The 15,334-nt window shown below is 51.0% G+C and carries 24 protein-coding genes; 5 read left to right on the top strand and 19 right to left on the bottom strand.

Translation table 11 applies throughout. The annotated features are described in order from the left end of the window. Position 1: 1 nt before the first annotated feature. From tsaC to dprA, 4 genes are read right to left on the bottom strand one after another with little or no spacing between them, the layout of a single operon-like run. Complete coding sequence (gene tsaC / locus N7922_RS02470; RefSeq protein WP_263099096.1) at positions 2-574, bottom strand: L-threonylcarbamoyladenylate synthase type 1 TsaC; 573 nt, start codon at positions 572-574, stop codon at positions 2-4. Then, positions 564-1,121 (bottom strand): type I DNA topoisomerase, encoded by a 558-nt coding sequence (locus N7922_RS02465; RefSeq protein ID WP_263099095.1) that lies wholly within the window; start codon positions 1,119-1,121, stop codon positions 564-566. Before N7922_RS02465 ends, tsaC begins: the two co-directional genes overlap by 11 nt. Positions 1,122-1,147: 26 nt before the next feature. Next, a complete protein-coding gene (gene smg, locus N7922_RS02460; protein ID WP_263099094.1) occupies positions 1,148-1,621 on the bottom strand; it encodes a DUF494 family protein Smg in 474 nt (157 codons plus the stop codon). Further along, positions 1,593-2,717, bottom strand: coding sequence for a DNA-protecting protein DprA (gene dprA, locus N7922_RS02455; RefSeq protein WP_263099093.1), 1,125 nt, complete (start codon positions 2,715-2,717; stop codon positions 1,593-1,595). The genes smg and dprA overlap by 29 nt, the downstream gene beginning before the upstream one ends. Positions 2,718-2,845: 128 nt before the next feature. Between dprA and def the strand changes: the two genes are divergently transcribed. The 5 genes from def (at position 2,846) to mscL (ending at position 7,614) form a co-directional block, all read left to right on the top strand. After that, positions 2,846-3,355 (top strand): peptide deformylase, encoded by a 510-nt coding sequence (gene def / locus N7922_RS02450; protein ID WP_061492938.1) that lies wholly within the window; start codon positions 2,846-2,848, stop codon positions 3,353-3,355. Positions 3,356-3,376: 21 nt separating this feature from the next. Next, positions 3,377-4,324 carry a methionyl-tRNA formyltransferase gene (fmt, locus tag N7922_RS02445; RefSeq protein WP_263099092.1) on the top strand — a complete coding sequence of 316 codons (948 nt, stop codon included), beginning with the start codon at positions 3,377-3,379 and terminating at the stop codon, positions 4,322-4,324. Between the two features lie 47 nt (positions 4,325-4,371). Beyond that, positions 4,372-5,661 (top strand): 16S rRNA (cytosine(967)-C(5))-methyltransferase RsmB, encoded by a 1,290-nt coding sequence (rsmB, locus tag N7922_RS02440; protein WP_263099091.1) that lies wholly within the window; start codon positions 4,372-4,374, stop codon positions 5,659-5,661. Between the two features lie 22 nt (positions 5,662-5,683). Then, positions 5,684-7,060 carry a Trk system potassium transporter TrkA gene (trkA, locus tag N7922_RS02435; RefSeq protein WP_088237207.1) on the top strand — a complete coding sequence of 459 codons (1,377 nt, stop codon included), beginning with the start codon at positions 5,684-5,686 and terminating at the stop codon, positions 7,058-7,060. A 140-nt stretch (positions 7,061-7,200) separates the two neighbouring features. After that, positions 7,201-7,614, top strand: a complete 414-nt coding sequence (gene mscL, locus N7922_RS02430) for a large-conductance mechanosensitive channel protein MscL (RefSeq protein WP_061492935.1) — start codon at positions 7,201-7,203, stop codon at positions 7,612-7,614. Here the strand turns inward: mscL and N7922_RS02425 are convergent. From N7922_RS02425 to rplF, 15 genes are all read right to left on the bottom strand, one after another. Further along, the gene (locus N7922_RS02425) at positions 7,611-7,823 is read right to left on the bottom strand and encodes an alternative ribosome-rescue factor A (RefSeq protein ID WP_263099090.1); all 213 of its coding nucleotides are present in this window, start codon (positions 7,821-7,823) and stop codon (positions 7,611-7,613) included. The genes mscL and N7922_RS02425 overlap by 4 nt on opposite strands. 57 nt (positions 7,824-7,880) lie before the next feature. Beyond that, the gene (zntR, locus tag N7922_RS02420) at positions 7,881-8,318 is read right to left on the bottom strand and encodes a Zn(2+)-responsive transcriptional regulator (RefSeq protein ID WP_263099089.1); all 438 of its coding nucleotides are present in this window, start codon (positions 8,316-8,318) and stop codon (positions 7,881-7,883) included. A 2-nt stretch (positions 8,319-8,320) separates the two neighbouring features. Then, the gene (locus N7922_RS02415) at positions 8,321-8,689 is read right to left on the bottom strand and encodes a DUF1992 domain-containing protein (RefSeq protein ID WP_263100823.1); all 369 of its coding nucleotides are present in this window, start codon (positions 8,687-8,689) and stop codon (positions 8,321-8,323) included. 108 nt (positions 8,690-8,797) lie between these two features. Further along, the gene (rplQ, locus tag N7922_RS02410; protein WP_002919206.1) at positions 8,798-9,184 is read right to left on the bottom strand and encodes a 50S ribosomal protein L17; all 387 of its coding nucleotides are present in this window, start codon (positions 9,182-9,184) and stop codon (positions 8,798-8,800) included. A gap of 40 nt (positions 9,185-9,224) precedes the next feature. Further along, positions 9,225-10,214, bottom strand: coding sequence for a DNA-directed RNA polymerase subunit alpha (locus N7922_RS02405; RefSeq protein ID WP_034461761.1), 990 nt, complete (start codon positions 10,212-10,214; stop codon positions 9,225-9,227). Positions 10,215-10,239: 25 nt separating this feature from the next. After that, positions 10,240-10,860, bottom strand: coding sequence for a 30S ribosomal protein S4 (gene rpsD, locus N7922_RS02400; protein WP_003031138.1), 621 nt, complete (start codon positions 10,858-10,860; stop codon positions 10,240-10,242). Positions 10,861-10,894: 34 nt separating this feature from the next. Then, positions 10,895-11,284 (bottom strand): 30S ribosomal protein S11, encoded by a 390-nt coding sequence (rpsK, locus tag N7922_RS02395; RefSeq protein WP_002919257.1) that lies wholly within the window; start codon positions 11,282-11,284, stop codon positions 10,895-10,897. Positions 11,285-11,300: 16 nt separating this feature from the next. Then, the gene (rpsM, locus tag N7922_RS02390; RefSeq protein WP_007369824.1) at positions 11,301-11,657 is read right to left on the bottom strand and encodes a 30S ribosomal protein S13; all 357 of its coding nucleotides are present in this window, start codon (positions 11,655-11,657) and stop codon (positions 11,301-11,303) included. A gap of 146 nt (positions 11,658-11,803) precedes the next feature. After that, positions 11,804-11,920, bottom strand: a complete 117-nt coding sequence (gene rpmJ, locus N7922_RS02385; protein ID WP_000868187.1) for a 50S ribosomal protein L36 — start codon at positions 11,918-11,920, stop codon at positions 11,804-11,806. Between the two features lie 30 nt (positions 11,921-11,950). Next, entirely contained in the window at positions 11,951-13,282 is a 1,332-nt protein-coding gene (gene secY, locus N7922_RS02380) for a preprotein translocase subunit SecY (protein WP_007369823.1), read from the bottom strand. A 7-nt stretch (positions 13,283-13,289) separates the two neighbouring features. Continuing rightward, complete coding sequence (gene rplO, locus N7922_RS02375) at positions 13,290-13,724, bottom strand: 50S ribosomal protein L15 (protein ID WP_061492930.1); 435 nt, start codon at positions 13,722-13,724, stop codon at positions 13,290-13,292. 3 nt (positions 13,725-13,727) lie between these two features. Further along, the gene (gene rpmD, locus N7922_RS02370; protein WP_001140434.1) at positions 13,728-13,907 is read right to left on the bottom strand and encodes a 50S ribosomal protein L30; all 180 of its coding nucleotides are present in this window, start codon (positions 13,905-13,907) and stop codon (positions 13,728-13,730) included. Between the two features lie 6 nt (positions 13,908-13,913). After that, positions 13,914-14,414 carry a 30S ribosomal protein S5 gene (rpsE, locus tag N7922_RS02365; RefSeq protein ID WP_061492929.1) on the bottom strand — a complete coding sequence of 167 codons (501 nt, stop codon included), beginning with the start codon at positions 14,412-14,414 and terminating at the stop codon, positions 13,914-13,916. Between the two features lie 14 nt (positions 14,415-14,428). Continuing rightward, on the bottom strand, positions 14,429-14,782 hold the full coding sequence (rplR, locus tag N7922_RS02360; protein ID WP_007369820.1) for a 50S ribosomal protein L18: 354 nt from the start codon (positions 14,780-14,782) through the stop codon (positions 14,429-14,431). A 9-nt stretch (positions 14,783-14,791) separates the two neighbouring features. Beyond that, positions 14,792-15,325, bottom strand: coding sequence for a 50S ribosomal protein L6 (gene rplF, locus N7922_RS02355; RefSeq protein ID WP_263099088.1), 534 nt, complete (start codon positions 15,323-15,325; stop codon positions 14,792-14,794). Positions 15,326-15,334: the final 9 nt, after the last annotated feature.

Raw genomic sequence — 15,334 nt, 5'->3', positions numbered from 1 at the left:
ATTACCCCTGACGGAAAAGTTCACCGGTTAGAGCATCCCGGATTTCAGAAGGATTTTGTCGCCCCCCCGTTGGCGCATCAATGACCGGAAAATCCGCGCCGAACTGCTCAGCCACTTCTTTTGCGGTTCGGCAAGGCGGTAAACCAGACAAGTTAGCGCTGGTCGATACCAACGGCTTGCCATACGCCTCACACAGAGCAATAACATCCGGGTGATCGGTAACACGCACGGCCAGCGAGTCGAAACGGCCTGTCAGCCAGCGAGGCGTCGTAGACTTCGCCGGAAAGACAAAAGTCACCGGGCCGGGCCAGCAGGCAAAAATCGTCTGACGCTGCGTGTCGGTCAGCATGCTGTCATCAATATAGGGTTTCAGTTGTTCAAAGCTTGCAGCAATCAGGATCAATCCTTTTTCTACTGAACGTTGTTTCAATTCAAGCAGGCGATGAACCGCGATTTCGCTGTCCGGGTCGCAACCGACACCGAAAACAGCTTCTGTTGGATATGCGATGACGTATTCTTTATTCAGAACCTCTACCGCCGCAGCGATGGGGTCTGTTGGCAGGTTATTCTTCACGAGTTTGTTCCGCCGTTACCGGCTGTCCACATTGTTTACTGGCGCAAAAGCATTTAACACCCTGCGCGGTTTTCTTTTCTATAAGTAGCGGGTAGTGGCACACCGGGCATTCGCCCGCCACTGGTTTGAAATTGATGACGAACTGGCAATCTGGATAGCGATCGCAGGAATAGAAGGTCTTACCATATCGGGAACGGCGCTGCACCAGGTGCCCATTTTGGCATTGCGGGCAGGTTATTGCCGTTTCGTCGGGTTTATCAATCAGCTCTGTATGTTCACACTCAGGATACTGGCTACAACCAATAAACATACCAAAACGCCCCTGACGCAGCACCATGGTGGCGCCGCATTCAGGACAAACATGTCCTTCCAGAACTTTAACGATATGTCTGTCCGCCAGGCTCTTCAGGGGGCGTACATAATCGCATTCCGGATAATGTGAGCACCCGAGAAACGGACCGTGTTTCCCGGAGCGAATAACAAGTTCAGCCCCGCATTGTGGGCAGGGCTCATTGTTACGCACCGAAAACAGTGCTGATTTGGCCATAACGACTCTTGAAGCTGCAAAAATGATTAGTGCAGCATACCTTCATTCACTTCAAAGAGTAATTCTTCCATTTGCTGGTATGCATTCTCACATCCTGGAATATTGAAGAGCACCATCAGAATGACCCATTTCAGATCTTCCAATTCGAACTCTGCCGTATCCAGCGCCAGCACACGTTCAATCACCATTTCTCGCGTTTCGAGGTTTAGCACCTGGATCTGCTCGAGGAATAATAAAAATCCCCGGCAACTGGCATCCAGCCTTTCGCACTCTTCCGCAGTATAAATACGTACAGAGAGCGGATCAGAAGCAAGCTGCATCGGTTCGACAAGGCCTTCCTGATAATCAGCCAGCTTTTCCAGCCACAGAAGTGCATTGTAGATGTCTTCACGATCAAATCCGGCGTCGGTAAGATCCCGTTCCAGTTTGTCTTGATCCACACGCATTTCAACTTCGTTATGGATGTAAGTCTCAAACAAGTACATTAGTACGTCGAACATGGCTTGCCCTCCTCAATCGGACATAGCCGCCGGGTACAGCTGCGATCCATCCTGCTAACTCCAGTTCGAGCAATTGTGCTGCAGTAACTGGCACAGGTTGGCCGGCACGTTCAGCGACGACGTCAACAGGTGTTACCTCATCTCCTACGTTAGCCAGGAGCTCAGGAAATGGCAATGCCGCGCTTTCTTGATCTGATGAATAAATTGTTTTTTCGCGTGATTCAGGCAGCCAATTGAGATCGTTTTGCAAATTTTCGAGGATCTCTTCTGCCGACGTCACTGGTGTTGCCCCCTGCTTGATTAACCAATGGGGCCCTTCACTGCCAGGGCTACCAATTGGTCCAGGCAGAGCAAACACTTCACGCCCTTGTTCAAGCGCAGCACGGGCGGTGACCAGGGAACCGCTGCGCACGGCAGCTTCGACGACGAGCACCCCCAGGCTAAGCCCACTAATAATCCTGTTGCGGCGGGGAAAGTGACCTGGCAGAGGCGGCGCCTGCAAAGGGAATTCTGATACCAGGGCTCCACCTCCCTCGATCAGTTGTGCAGCGAGCGATGCATGCCGACGTGGATGAATGTGATGTAAACCATTTCCCAAAACAGCAATGCTCTTTCCATTCGCATCCAAAGCAGCACGATGAGCAACGCTATCGATCCCTAATGCCAGCCCGCTGGTGATCGTTAATCCATTGGCAGCAAGTATCCCACAAAAGATCCGCCCCCAGCGTTCGCCATACCACGAGTGCGCCCGACTTCCGACAACCGCCAGTTGTTTTGTTTTTAGTACCGAGAGCGTCCCCTTAACAAAGATCGCGCCAGGGTAATCATCCGTCGCGCGAAGTGACATGGGGTAGGCCTCATCGCTGGCAAGAATTAAATGATGATTCGGTGCGGCAAGCCAGGAGAGGGTTCGCTCAAGTTCACTCTGCTTGAGCGAAAAAAATCGTCGGATCTGCGCGGCGGTCAAACCAAGGTGCTGAAATGCAGCTGGCGTATACTCTTGATTCTGCAACAGCCATTGAGCCGTATTTAGCCATCGGTCGCCGCACAAATCGCCAACCTGCATTAAACGCAGACAAATCTCCGTGGATGTCATCCTTCCTCCCTGCCACAAGCCGCCCCGGCAATCCTTGCGATTGGTCACCGATGCTGTCAATCGGAAGGGGATTTGTCTAGAATAGAGGTAATATTCTCTCCAACTCCTGAACACGACTCTGGATATTTATGGCAGTTTTGCATGTGTTACATATTCCGGACGAGCGTCTTCGCAAAGTCGCTACGCCGGTAAAAGAAGTGAATGCGGACATCAAGCGTATCGTCGATGATATGTTTGAAACAATGTACGCAGAAGAAGGCATTGGCCTGGCTGCAACCCAGGTAGATATTCATCAGCGCATTATCGTTATTGATGTGTCAGAAAATCGCGATGAGCAACTGGTGCTGATTAACCCGGAACTGCTGGAAAAAAGCGGTGAAACAGGTATCGAAGAAGGCTGCCTGTCAATTCCGGAACAGCGCGCACTCGTTCCTCGTGCTGAGAAAGTAAAAATCCGCGCGCTGGATCGTGACGGAAAAACATTTGAGCTGGAGGCTGACGGCTTGCTGGCAATCTGTATCCAGCATGAAATGGATCATCTGGTAGGCAAATTGTTTATCGATTATCTGTCGCCAATGAAACGTCAACGTATTCGTCAGAAAGTTGAAAAACTGGATCGCATGAACGCCCGTGCGTAAAGCGGGCTGAAAGGGATAAACGTGTCAGAATCGCTACGTATTATTTTCGCCGGCACCCCAGACTTTGCAGCGCGTCATCTTGACGCGCTGCTGTCTTCTGAGCATCAGATAGTCGGGGTATTCACCCAGCCCGACCGCCCGGCTGGCCGTGGAAAAAAACTGATGCCCAGCCCGGTTAAAGTGTTGGCAGAAGAAAAAGACCTGCCCGTGTTTCAGCCGGTGTCATTACGCGCGCAGGAAAACCAGCAACTGGTCGCCAACCTTAACGCTGATGTTATGGTTGTGGTGGCCTATGGGTTGATTCTTCCCAAAGCCGTACTGGAAATGCCGCGTCTTGGCTGTATCAATGTTCATGGCTCATTGCTTCCACGCTGGCGCGGTGCCGCTCCTATTCAACGTTCATTATGGGCCGGTGACGCAGAAACTGGCGTTACCATCATGCAGATGGACGTTGGCCTGGATACCGGAGATATGCTGTACAAACTCTCCTGTCCTATCACTGCCGAAGATACCAGTGCTACGCTGTACGATAAACTGGCTCAGCTCGGCCCTCAGGGGTTACTCGACACGCTGCAGCAGTTAGCGCAGGGACGTGCCGAGCCGCAGGTGCAGGATGAAGCGCTGGTCACCTATGCAGAAAAACTGAGCAAAGAAGAAGCGCGTATCGATTGGTCCCTGAGTGCGGCTCAACTTGAGCGCTGCATTCGCGCATTTAATCCGTGGCCGATGAGCTGGCTAGTGATTGACGAGCAGCCGATCAAAGTATGGAAAGCGTCAGTGATTCCATCATCCACAACTGCGGTTCCTGGCACAGTTCTCGATACGTCAAAAGCCGGCATCCAGGTTGCAACGGCTGATGGCATATTGAATCTGGAATCGCTACAGCCCGCAGGCAAAAAAGCCATGAGCGCGCAAGATCTACTCAATTCGCGGCGGGAGTGGTTTGTTCCCGGTAATCTTCTGGCCTGATATTGATTTTTAGCCCGGTTCTGCCGGGCGTTTTTATTTTTATACTTATGAAAAAACAATTCAATTTGCGCAGTATGGCCGCACAGGCCATCGAACAGGTAGTGGAACAAGGGCAATCGCTCAGCAATATTCTGCCGCCGTTACAACAAAAAGTATCCGATAAAGATAAAGCACTGCTGCAGGAACTGTGTTTCGGTGTGTTACGCGTATTACCACAGCTCGACTGGCTGATTAATAAGCTGATGTCGCGCCCGATGACCGGCAAACAGCGCACAGTACATTACCTGATCATGGTTGGATTTTACCAACTGCTGCATACTCGCATTCCTGCCCATGCCGCGCTGGCAGAAACGGTAGAAGGCGCAGTAGCCATTAAACGGCCGCAACTTAAGGGACTGATTAATGGCGTATTACGCCAGTTTCAACGCCAGCAAGAAGAGCTGCTGGCTGAATTCGCCAATAGCGAAAACAAGTATCTGTTCCCGACCTGGCTGCTAAAACGCCTGCAAAAAGCGTATCCACAGCAGTGGCAACCTATTGTTGAGGCCAGCAATCAGCGGCCCCCCATGTGGCTGCGCGTGAATCGCCAGCACCATACACGCGATAGCTGGCTGGCGCTGCTGGAAGAAACCGGCCTGCACGGCTTCACACATCCAGACTATCCTGACGCTGTGCGTCTGGAAACTGCAGCGCCCGTTGCGGCCCTGCCGGGGTTCACAGAAGGATGGGTGACCGTACAAGATGCATCTGCGCAAGGGTGTATCCCGTTCCTTGCTCCTGAAAACGGCGAACGGATTCTCGATCTCTGCGCTGCACCAGGGGGTAAAACCACGCATATTCTTGAAGCTGCGCCGGGTGCCGACGTACTTGCTGTGGATATTGATGAGCAACGCTTGTCACGCGTTTATGACAACCTGAAACGGCTGGGTATGAAGGCGCAGGTGAAACAAGGCGATGGGCGTTTTCCGGCCCAGTGGTGCGGAGACGAACAATTTGATCGCATTCTTCTGGATGCGCCATGCTCCGCAACTGGCGTTATTCGCCGCCATCCGGACATTAAATGGCTGCGTCGTGAGCGCGATATTCCGGAGCTTGTACAGCTTCAGTCCGAAATTCTGGATGCTATCTGGCCACATCTGAAAACGGGCGGTACGCTGGTATACGCGACCTGCTCAATCCTTCCGGAAGAAAATAGTTTGCAGGTTGCCGCATTCCTGACCCGGACACCGAATGCGAAGCTCAGCCAGACAGGTTCGCTCGATCAGCCAGGGCAACAAAATCTGCCTGGCGCGGAAGAAGGCGATGGCTTCTTTTACGCTAAGATAATCAAACAGTGATGAGAGCAGCGGGTCACAACAGATGAAGATAATTATTCTGGGTGCAGGGCAAGTCGGCGGCACGCTGGCGGAAAACCTGGTCGGTGAGAATAACGATATTACCGTTGTCGATACCAATGGCGATCGCCTGCGCAGTCTGCAGGACAAATTCGATCTGCGTGTTGTACAAGGGCATGGTTCACATCCACGCGTGCTGCGCGAGGCAGGCGCTGATGATGCAGACATGTTAGTAGCAGTTACCAGTTCAGACGAAACCAATATGGTTGCCTGCCAGGTTGCCTATTCGCTGTTTAATACGCCAAATCGTATCGCCCGAATCCGTTCGCCGGACTATGTTCGCGATGCGGATAAACTCTTCCATTCTGAAGCCGTGCCAATCGATCATTTGATTGCTCCGGAGCAACTGGTCATCGACAGTATTTATCGCCTGATAGAATATCCAGGCGCGCTGCAAGTGGTGAATTTTGCCGAGGGGAAAGTGAGCCTGGCAGTAGTAAAAGCCTATTATGGCGGTCCACTTGTCGGTAACGCACTGTCGACTATGCGCGAACACATGCCACATATTGATACCCGCGTCGCCGCGATATTCCGCCACGATCGCCCTATCCGTCCCCAGGGGTCAACAATAGTGGAAGCTGGCGATGAAGTATTTTTTATTGCCGCATCACAGCATATACGCGCCGTAATGAGCGAATTGCAACGCCTGGAAAAACCCTATAAACGCATTATGTTGGTTGGCGGCGGAAATATTGGCGCGGGTCTTGCGCACCGGCTGGAAAAAGATTACAGCGTGAAACTGATCGAACGCGATCAGCAACGCGCAGCGGAACTGGCGGAGAAACTGCAAAATACCATCGTCTTTTATGGTGACGCTTCGGATCAGGAATTACTGGCGGAAGAGCACATCGATCAAGTGGATCTCTTTATTGCCGTTACCAACGATGACGAAGCTAATATCATGTCTGCGATGCTTGCCAAACGCATGGGGGCCAAAAAAGTGATGGTGCTGATCCAGCGCCGCGCCTATGTCGATCTGGTGCAGGGCAGTGTTATCGATATTGCAATCTCTCCCCAGCAAGCAACTATTTCTGCGCTACTTAGTCACGTCCGCAAAGCAGATATCGTTGGTGTTTCTTCACTACGTCGTGGTGTCGCTGAGGCGATTGAGGCGGTCGCCCACGGAGACGAAACCACTTCACGCGTTGTGGGTCGTGTGATTGACGATATCAAACTACCGCCGGGCACGATTATTGGGGCTGTCGTGCGAGGTAATGATGTCATGATCGCCAATGATAATTTACGTATTGAGCAAGGCGACCACGTAATTATGTTTTTAACCGATAAAAAATATATTACTGACGTTGAGCGTTTGTTCCAGCCTAGTCCATTTTTCCTGTAACCACCCGGGCGCCGCTAAAGGCGCCTTTTTTTTATCCCTTGCTTTATAAGGGGTAAGAAATCCCGTGAATTATTTCCGTAAATGGAATTTGATCGGTATTTTGTTAGACTTACCGTGACAGCCTGCACATGGAGAGAGATATGAGCATTTTAAAAGAGTTCCGTGAATTCGCGATGCGCGGAAATGTTGTAGATTTAGCCGTCGGTGTGATCATCGGTGCAGCTTTCGGCAAAATAGTGTCGTCTTTGGTCGCTGACATCATTATGCCACCGTTGGGATTATTAATTGGCGGAATCGACTTTAAATCGTTCGCACTGACATTGCGTGATGCGCAAGGTGATGTCCCTGCAGTCGTCATGCATTACGGTGTGTTTATCCAGAACATATTTGACTTTATTATCGTCGCCTTTGCTATTTTCATTGCGATTAAGCTGATCAATAAGCTGAAACGCAAGCAAGAAGAAGAGCCAAAGGCACCACCGGCACCGAGCAAAGAAGAAGTGCTGCTGAGCGAAATCCGCGATTTGCTGAAAGAACAGAATAACCGGAGTTAAGCTGAAACAAGAAGGGCAGTGGTAAAGAAGCGATTCGCTTGTTTGCCACTGCCCTCCTGAAAACCTCGTTTTTGATGTTTGTTTTTTCGCAGATAGCTTCCTTTCCCTTTCTTATTCTTCTCAACCCGTTGCCTGAACAGTGGGTCATGTAAGAGTGCCTCAATGGCGTTATCGTTGATCTGCCCCTTCGTATGCTGATAGCGGCTCATAACTACTCCAGATTGTGTGTTTGAACGCGCGGAGTGTAGACCCCTCTGCGCAGAAGATCAACGGGCAGGTGAACCGGTACCACTACCTGCACTCGCGCCTTGTTCAAGCGCCTCAAGAATAGAACAATAAACACTGCTGTGCGCCGTACCGCAGCAGGCATCGTTTAACTTCTGCAATGATCGACGCATGGCCTGCAGCTCGTCAATTCGTGCTTCGACTTCGCTTAAACGGGCCTGCACGATGCTTTTCGACTCCTGGCAAGTATGATGCTCGGGATCAATGCGGATAGATAACAGTTCGCGAATCGATTCCAGAGTGAAACCCAACTGTCTGGCATGACGAATGAACTTAAGGCGCTGCAGATCTTTATCTGTATAAAGACGAAAGCCACCTTCTGTACGCACTTCGTGATCCATCATCTGCTGTTTCTCGTAATAACGGATCGTATCCGGCGTAACGTCAGCCAGCTTTGCAATCTCACCAATGCGATACATGGCTACTCCTCATTAATTTTATGCAGTAACTTCGTCGCGTACTCGCCACGCAGAAAATCGGTGCTTAATCCTGCTTGCCGCAGTTTCAGTTCAATTAACGCCAGTCGACGTTGCAGTTCATGGTGCTGTGGATGATCAGGCTGGACAGTATGGAGAAGATCAACTAACGCAACAGCTTCTTTGCGATACTCCAGCTCAGGAGGAAGACAGCCTGCATTTTTCAGTAAACGATATCCGGCACGCAACTCAGGCGGAATGTGCGAGTCATCTTCCAGCATCAGTGGCTCGCCTCTGCCCGGTAGATTATCAAACTCACCTTTTTGTTGGGCGTCGAGAATATGTCGTTCTGCCCACTGATCAAGCAACCACATCATTGGTCTCCAGAGGGATGAACAAAAAGATATGCATATTGTAGGAAAGAGGTGGAACGGAGGATATAAAAAAACCCGCCGAGGCGGGTCTTTTTACGTTACTACAGATTACTCTGCAGCAGCTTCTGCTTTCGGCTCGGCGCGATCAACCAGCTCGATGTAAGCCATCGGAGCATTGTCACCAGCACGGAAGCCACACTTCAGAATGCGAGTGTAACCACCGGCACGGCTCGCGAAACGCGGGCCCAGCTCGTTAAACAGTTTTGCCACGATCTCGTTATCACGAGTACGGGCGAATGCCAGACGACGATTAGCAACGCTATCAGTCTTGGCAAGAGTAATCAGCGGCTCAACTACGCGACGCAGCTCTTTGGCTTTCGGCAGAGTCGTCTTGATGATCTCATGACGAACCAAAGAACCTGCCATGTTACGGAACATGGCCTGGCGATGGCTGCTGTTGCGGTTCAGTTGACGACCACTCTTACGATGGCGCATGACCTTATCCTTCTCAGTAAAACCTTAACCTGTGATCCGGTTACTCGTCAGCAATGCTTGCCGGTGGCCAGTTTTCCAGGCGCATGCCCAGAGACAAACCACGTGAAGCCAGCACGTCTTTAATCTCGGTAAGAGATTTTTTACCCAGGTTCGGCGTTTTCAGCAACTCAACCTCGGTACGCTGTACCAGATCACCGATATAGTGGATAGCTTCTGCCTTGAGGCAGTTAGCAGAGCGGACAGTCAATTCCAGATCGTCAACAGGGCGCAGCAGGATCGGATCGAATTCTGGTTTCTCTTCTTTGACTTCCGGCTGACGTACATCACGTAAGTCAACGAAAGCTTCCAGTTGTTCTGCCAGGATGGTTGCCGCACGACGAATCGCCTCTTCAGGATCGATTGTGCCGTTGGTTTCCATTTCGATGACCAGCTTGTCCAGGTCGGTACGCTGTTCAACACGTGCTGCTTCAACATTGTAGGCAATACGCTCTACAGGGCTGTAGCACGCGTCTACCAGCAGGCGGCCGATCGGGCGCTCATCTTCTTCCGAATGAATTCGGGCAGACGCCGGCACATAACCACGACCGCGCTGAACTTTGATACGCATGCTAATAGATGCGTTTTCATCGGTCAGGTGGCAGATCACATGCTGCGGCTTGACGATTTCGACATCACCGTCGTGGGTGATATCGGCTGCGGTCACAGGGCCAATGCCAGATTTATTCAGAGTAAGAATAACATCATCTTTCCCCTGAACTCTCACCGCCAGCCCTTTCAGGTTGAGCAGGATTTCAAGGATATCTTCCTGAACGCCTTCTTTGGTGCTGTACTCATGAAGTACACCATCAATCTCAACCTCTGTCACCGCGCAACCCGGCATCGATGAGAGCAGAATACGGCGCAGTGCGTTACCCAGAGTATGGCCAAAGCCACGCTCTAAAGGCTCAAGGGTCACCTTGGCGTGCGTCGAACTCACTTGCTCGATATCTACCAGGCGCGGTTTTAGAAACTCTGTCACAGAACCCTGCATTGTGTCCTCTCTTTGGTACTAAGCTTTACTTGGAGTAAAGCTCGACGATCAGGTGTTCGTTAATGTCCGCAGACAGATCAGAACGCTCCGGCTTACGCTTGAACGTACCTTCCATCTTGCCAGCATCAACTTCCAGCCAGGTTGGCTTTTCACGCTGCTCAGCCAGCTCCAGAGCGGCTTTCACGCGAGATTGCTTTTTCGCTTTCTCACGAATGCTAACCACGTCATTCGGACTAACCTGGTAAGAAGCGATGTTAACAACACGACCGTTTACCATGATTGCTTTGTGGCTAACCAGCTGACGTGCTTCTGCACGAGTGGCACCGAAGCCCATACGGTATACAACGTTGTCCAGACGACCTTCCAGCAGACCCAACAGGTTTTCACCGGTGTTGCCTTTCAGACGTGCTGCTTCTTTATAGTAGTTACGGAACTGACGCTCCAGCACACCGTAGATACGGCGAACTTTTTGCTTTTCACGCAACTGCACACCATAGTCAGACAGACGCGGTTTACGCGCACCGTGCTGGCCAGGAGCTTGTTCAATTTTACACTTGGTATCGATCGCGCGAACGCCAGACTTAAGGAACAGGTCTGTGCCCTCACGACGGCTCAGCTTGAGCTTAGGACCCAAATATCTTGCCATTTTCTTTCTCCAACAATCCTAGAAAACGAGCGCGTTATACGCGACGTTTTTTCGGCGGACGACAACCGTTATGAGGGATCGGAGTCACATCAGTAATATTAGTGATGCGGAAACCAGCGGCGTTCAGTGCACGAATAGTAGATTCGCGACCCGGACCCGGTCCCTTAACCATAACTTCCAGATTCTTGATGCCGTATTCTTTTACGGCTTCAGCGCAACGCTCTGCCGCAACCTGAGCTGCGAACGGAGTGGATTTGCGAGAACCACGGAAACCGGAACCACCGGCTGTTGCCCAACCCAGCGCGTTACCCTGACGATCAGTAATAGTAACGATGGTGTTGTTGAAAGAAGCATGGATATGAGCCACGCCGTCAGAGACTTGTTTTCTTACACGTTTACGTGCACGAATTGGTGCCTTTGCCATTATTCAATCACCCCGATTATTTCTTGATCGGTTTGCGCGGACCCTTACGGGTACGTGCGTTGGTCTTGGTACGCTGACCGCGAACCGGGAGACCACGACGATGACGCAAACCGCGATAGCAACCAAGATCCATCAGGCGCTTGATGCTCATGCTAATTTCACGGCGCAGATCACCTTCAACGACAAATTTGGCAACTTCGTCACGCAGCGTGTCGATTTGTTCTTCAGACAGCTCACTGATCTTAACATTTTCAGCGATGCCCGCAGCAGCCAGAATGGCTTGAGAGCGGGTTTTGCCGACACCGTAGATCGAAGTTAATGCGATCACAGCATGTTTCTGATCAGGAATGTTAATGCCTGCTATACGGGCCACTATGCACTCCTATAATTTTACTTGCACGCCCCATGCTGAAAAGCCCGTTTTCAGGATACTCAAATGGAAACGTACAGACATACAAAAGATTGGCTGGCTAATCTAGCCAGCTCAACCCAACTTTGCAAGAAAAATATGCGAAATAATCAGCCTTGGCGCTGTTTATGCTTCGGCTCGGCACTGCAAATCACACGGATGACGCCATCACGTTTAACGATTTTGCAGTTACGGCATAATTTCTTGACGGAAGCACGAACTTTCATTTTTACTCTCCGTAACTTCTCGGGCGACCATTAACGACCGTAGCCTTTCAGGTTCGCCTTCTTCAATGCAGACTCATACTGACTGGACATCATCAGAGTTTGCACTTGAGCCATAAAGTCCATAATCACGACGACAACGATAAGCAGTGAGGTTCCACCGAAGTAGAACGGTACTTTCATCGCATCACGCATGAACTCCGGGATCAGGCAGATAAAAGTAATGTAGAGCGCACCGACCAGAGTCAGGCGGGTCATTACTTTATCGATATACTTCGCCGTTTGCTCTCCCGGACGAATTCCTGGTACAAATGCACCGGACTTCTTCAGGTTATCTGCTGTTTCACGCGGGTTGAAGACCAACGCCGTGTAGAAGAAACAGAAGAAGATGATTGCAGACGCATAGAGTAACACATAAAGCGGTTGCCCAGGCTGCAAATACAGCGAAATTGTTGTCAGCCAGTTCCAACCAGTACCGCCCCCGAACCATGACGCGATGGTAGCCGGGAACAGAATAATACTGGAAGCGAAAATTGCCGGGATTACCCCCGCCATATTCACTTTCAGCGGTAAATGTGTGCTCTGAGCAGCATAGACTCGACGGCCTTGCTGACGTTTGGCGTAGTTTACCACAATGCGGCGTTGACCACGTTCAACGAATACAACAAAGAACGTCACAGCAAATACTAATACTGCAACCAACAGCAACAGGAGGAAGTGCAGGTCGCCTTGACGCGCTTGCTCGATAGTATGGGCAATGGCTGGCGGAAGGCCCGCCACAATGCCAGCGAAGATAATGATCGAGATACCGTTACCGATACCGCGTTCAGTGATCTGTTCGCCGAGCCACATCAGGAACATCGTTCCTGTGACCAGACTTACAACAGCGGTGAAGTAGAATGCAAAGCCTGGATTCATTACCAGGCCCTGCATACCAGGCATATTCGGCAGACCAGTAGCAATACCGATCGACTGGAATATAGCCAACACCAGAGTACCGTAACGGGTGTACTGGCTGATCTTACGACGACCAGACTCCCCTTCTTTCTTCAATTCCGCTAAGGCCGGATGAACGACCGTTAGCAGTTGGATAATAATCGATGCCGAGATATACGGCATGATACCCAATGCGAAGATAGAAGCACGGCTTAAAGCACCACCAGAGAACATGTTGAACATTTCAATGATGGTGCCACGCTGTTGCTCAAGCAGTTTGGCAAGTACAGCGGCATCGATACCAGGGATCGGAATAAAAGAGCCAATACGGAAAACAATCAACGCACCGATAACAAACAGCAGTCTGCGTTTCAGTTCGCCAATTCCACCCTTGGCACTTTGAAAATCTAATCCCGGTTGCTTAGCCATCTGCTACTTATTCCTCAATTTTACCGCCAGCAGCTTCGATAGCAGCACGAGCGCCTTTCGACACGCGCAGGCCACGAACAGTTACCGGACGAGCAACTTCACCAGCCAGGATCACTTTCGCGAACTCGATCTGGATGCCGATAATGTTAGCCGCTTTCAGCGTGTTCAGGTCTACTACGTCGCCTTCTACTTTAGCCAGATCTGACAGACGAATTTCTGCCGTGATCATTGCTTTACGAGAAGTGAAACCGAATTTCGGCAGACGACGATACAGAGGCATCTGACCGCCCTCGAAACCGCGACGTACGCCACCGCCAGAACGAGATTTCTGACCTTTGTGACCACGACCACCGGTTTTACCGAGGCCAGAACCGATACCACGACCCAGGCGTTTACCCGCCTTTTTGGAGCCTTCGGCCGGAGACAGAGTATTTAAACGCATCTCTTACTCCTCAACTTTAACCATGAAGGAAACCGCGTTGACCATACCACGAACCGCAGGAGTATCCTCACGTTCAACAGTATGACCAATACGACGCAGACCCAGGCCAAGCAGCGTTGCCTTGTGTTTCGGCAGACGACCGATTGCACTGCGGGTTTGAGTGATTTTAATAGTCTTTGCCATGGTCAATTACCCCAGAATTTCTTCAACGGATTTACCACGCTTGGCAGCGACCATTTCCGGGGACTTCATATTCGCCAGGCCATCAATAGTTGCACGAACCACGTTAATCGGGTTGGTGGAACCATATGCTTTAGCCAGAACGTTATGAACCCCAGCGACTTCCAGAACGGCGCGCATTGCACCACCGGCGATGATACCGGTACCTTCGGAAGCCGGCTGCATGAAGACACGAGAACCCGTGTGAACACCTTTAACCGGGTGCTGCAGGGTGCCGTGATTCAGCGCGACGTTAATCATATTGCGACGGGCTTTTTCCATCGCTTTCTGGATCGCTGCCGGAACTTCGCGAGCTTTACCGTAACCAAAACCGACGCGGCCATTACCATCCCCTACAGTCACAAGAGCTGTGAAGGAGAAAATACGACCACCCTTTACGGTTTTAGATACGCGGTTTACCGCGATCAGCTTTTCCTGCAGTTCGCCAGCTTGTTTTTCGATGTGAGCCATCTTACACCTCTACCTTAGAACTGAAGGCCAGCTTCACGAGCAGCATCTGCCAGTGCCTGGACGCGACCATGATATTGGAACCCGGAACGGTCAAAGGACACATCTTTAATGCCTTTTTCCAGAGCGCGTTCAGCTACAGCTTTACCCACAGCTGCGGCCGCGTCTTTGTTACCGGTGTACTTCAGTTGTTCCGCGATAGCTTTTTCTACAGTAGAAGCAGCTACCAGAACTTCAGAACCATTCGATGCGATTACCTGGGCGTAAATATGACGCGGGGTACGATGTACCACCAGGCGGGTCGCACCAAGCTCTTTGAGCTTGCGGCGTGCGCGGGTCGCACGACGGATACGAGCAGATTTCTTATCCATAGTGTTACCTTACTTCTTCTTAGCCTCTTTGGTACGCACGACTTCGTCGGCGTAACGAACACCCTTGCCTTTGTAAGGCTCAGGACGACGGTAGGCGCGCAAATCAGCTGCAACCTGGCCGATAACCTGTTTATCAGCGCCTTTCAGCACGATTTCAGTTTGAGTCGGACATTCAGCAGTGATACCCGCCGGCAGTTGATGGTCAACAGGATGAGAGAAACCCAGTGCCAGGTTTACAACATTCCCTTTAACCGCTGCACGATAACCTACACCAACCAGCTGCAGCTTCTTGGTGAAGCCTTCGGTAACACCGATAACCATTGAGTTCAGCAGGGCACGCGCGGTACCAGCCTGAGCCCAAGCGTTCGCGTAACCATCACGCGGACCGAAGGTCAGAACATTGTCTGCATGGTTAACTTCAACAGCATCGTTAAGGGTACGAGTCAGCTCGCCGTTTTTACCTTTGATCGTAATAACCTGACCGTTGATTTTTACGTCAACGCCGGCAGGAATAACGACCGGTGCTTTAGCAACACGAGACATTTTTTCCTC

It is taken from the genome of Kosakonia sp. ML.JS2a (assembly GCF_025642095.1).
GTDB lineage: Bacteria > Pseudomonadota > Gammaproteobacteria > Enterobacterales > Enterobacteriaceae.
The sequence above is the reverse complement of the archived record's forward strand: the minus strand, read 5'-3'. Positions and strand labels throughout refer to the sequence as shown.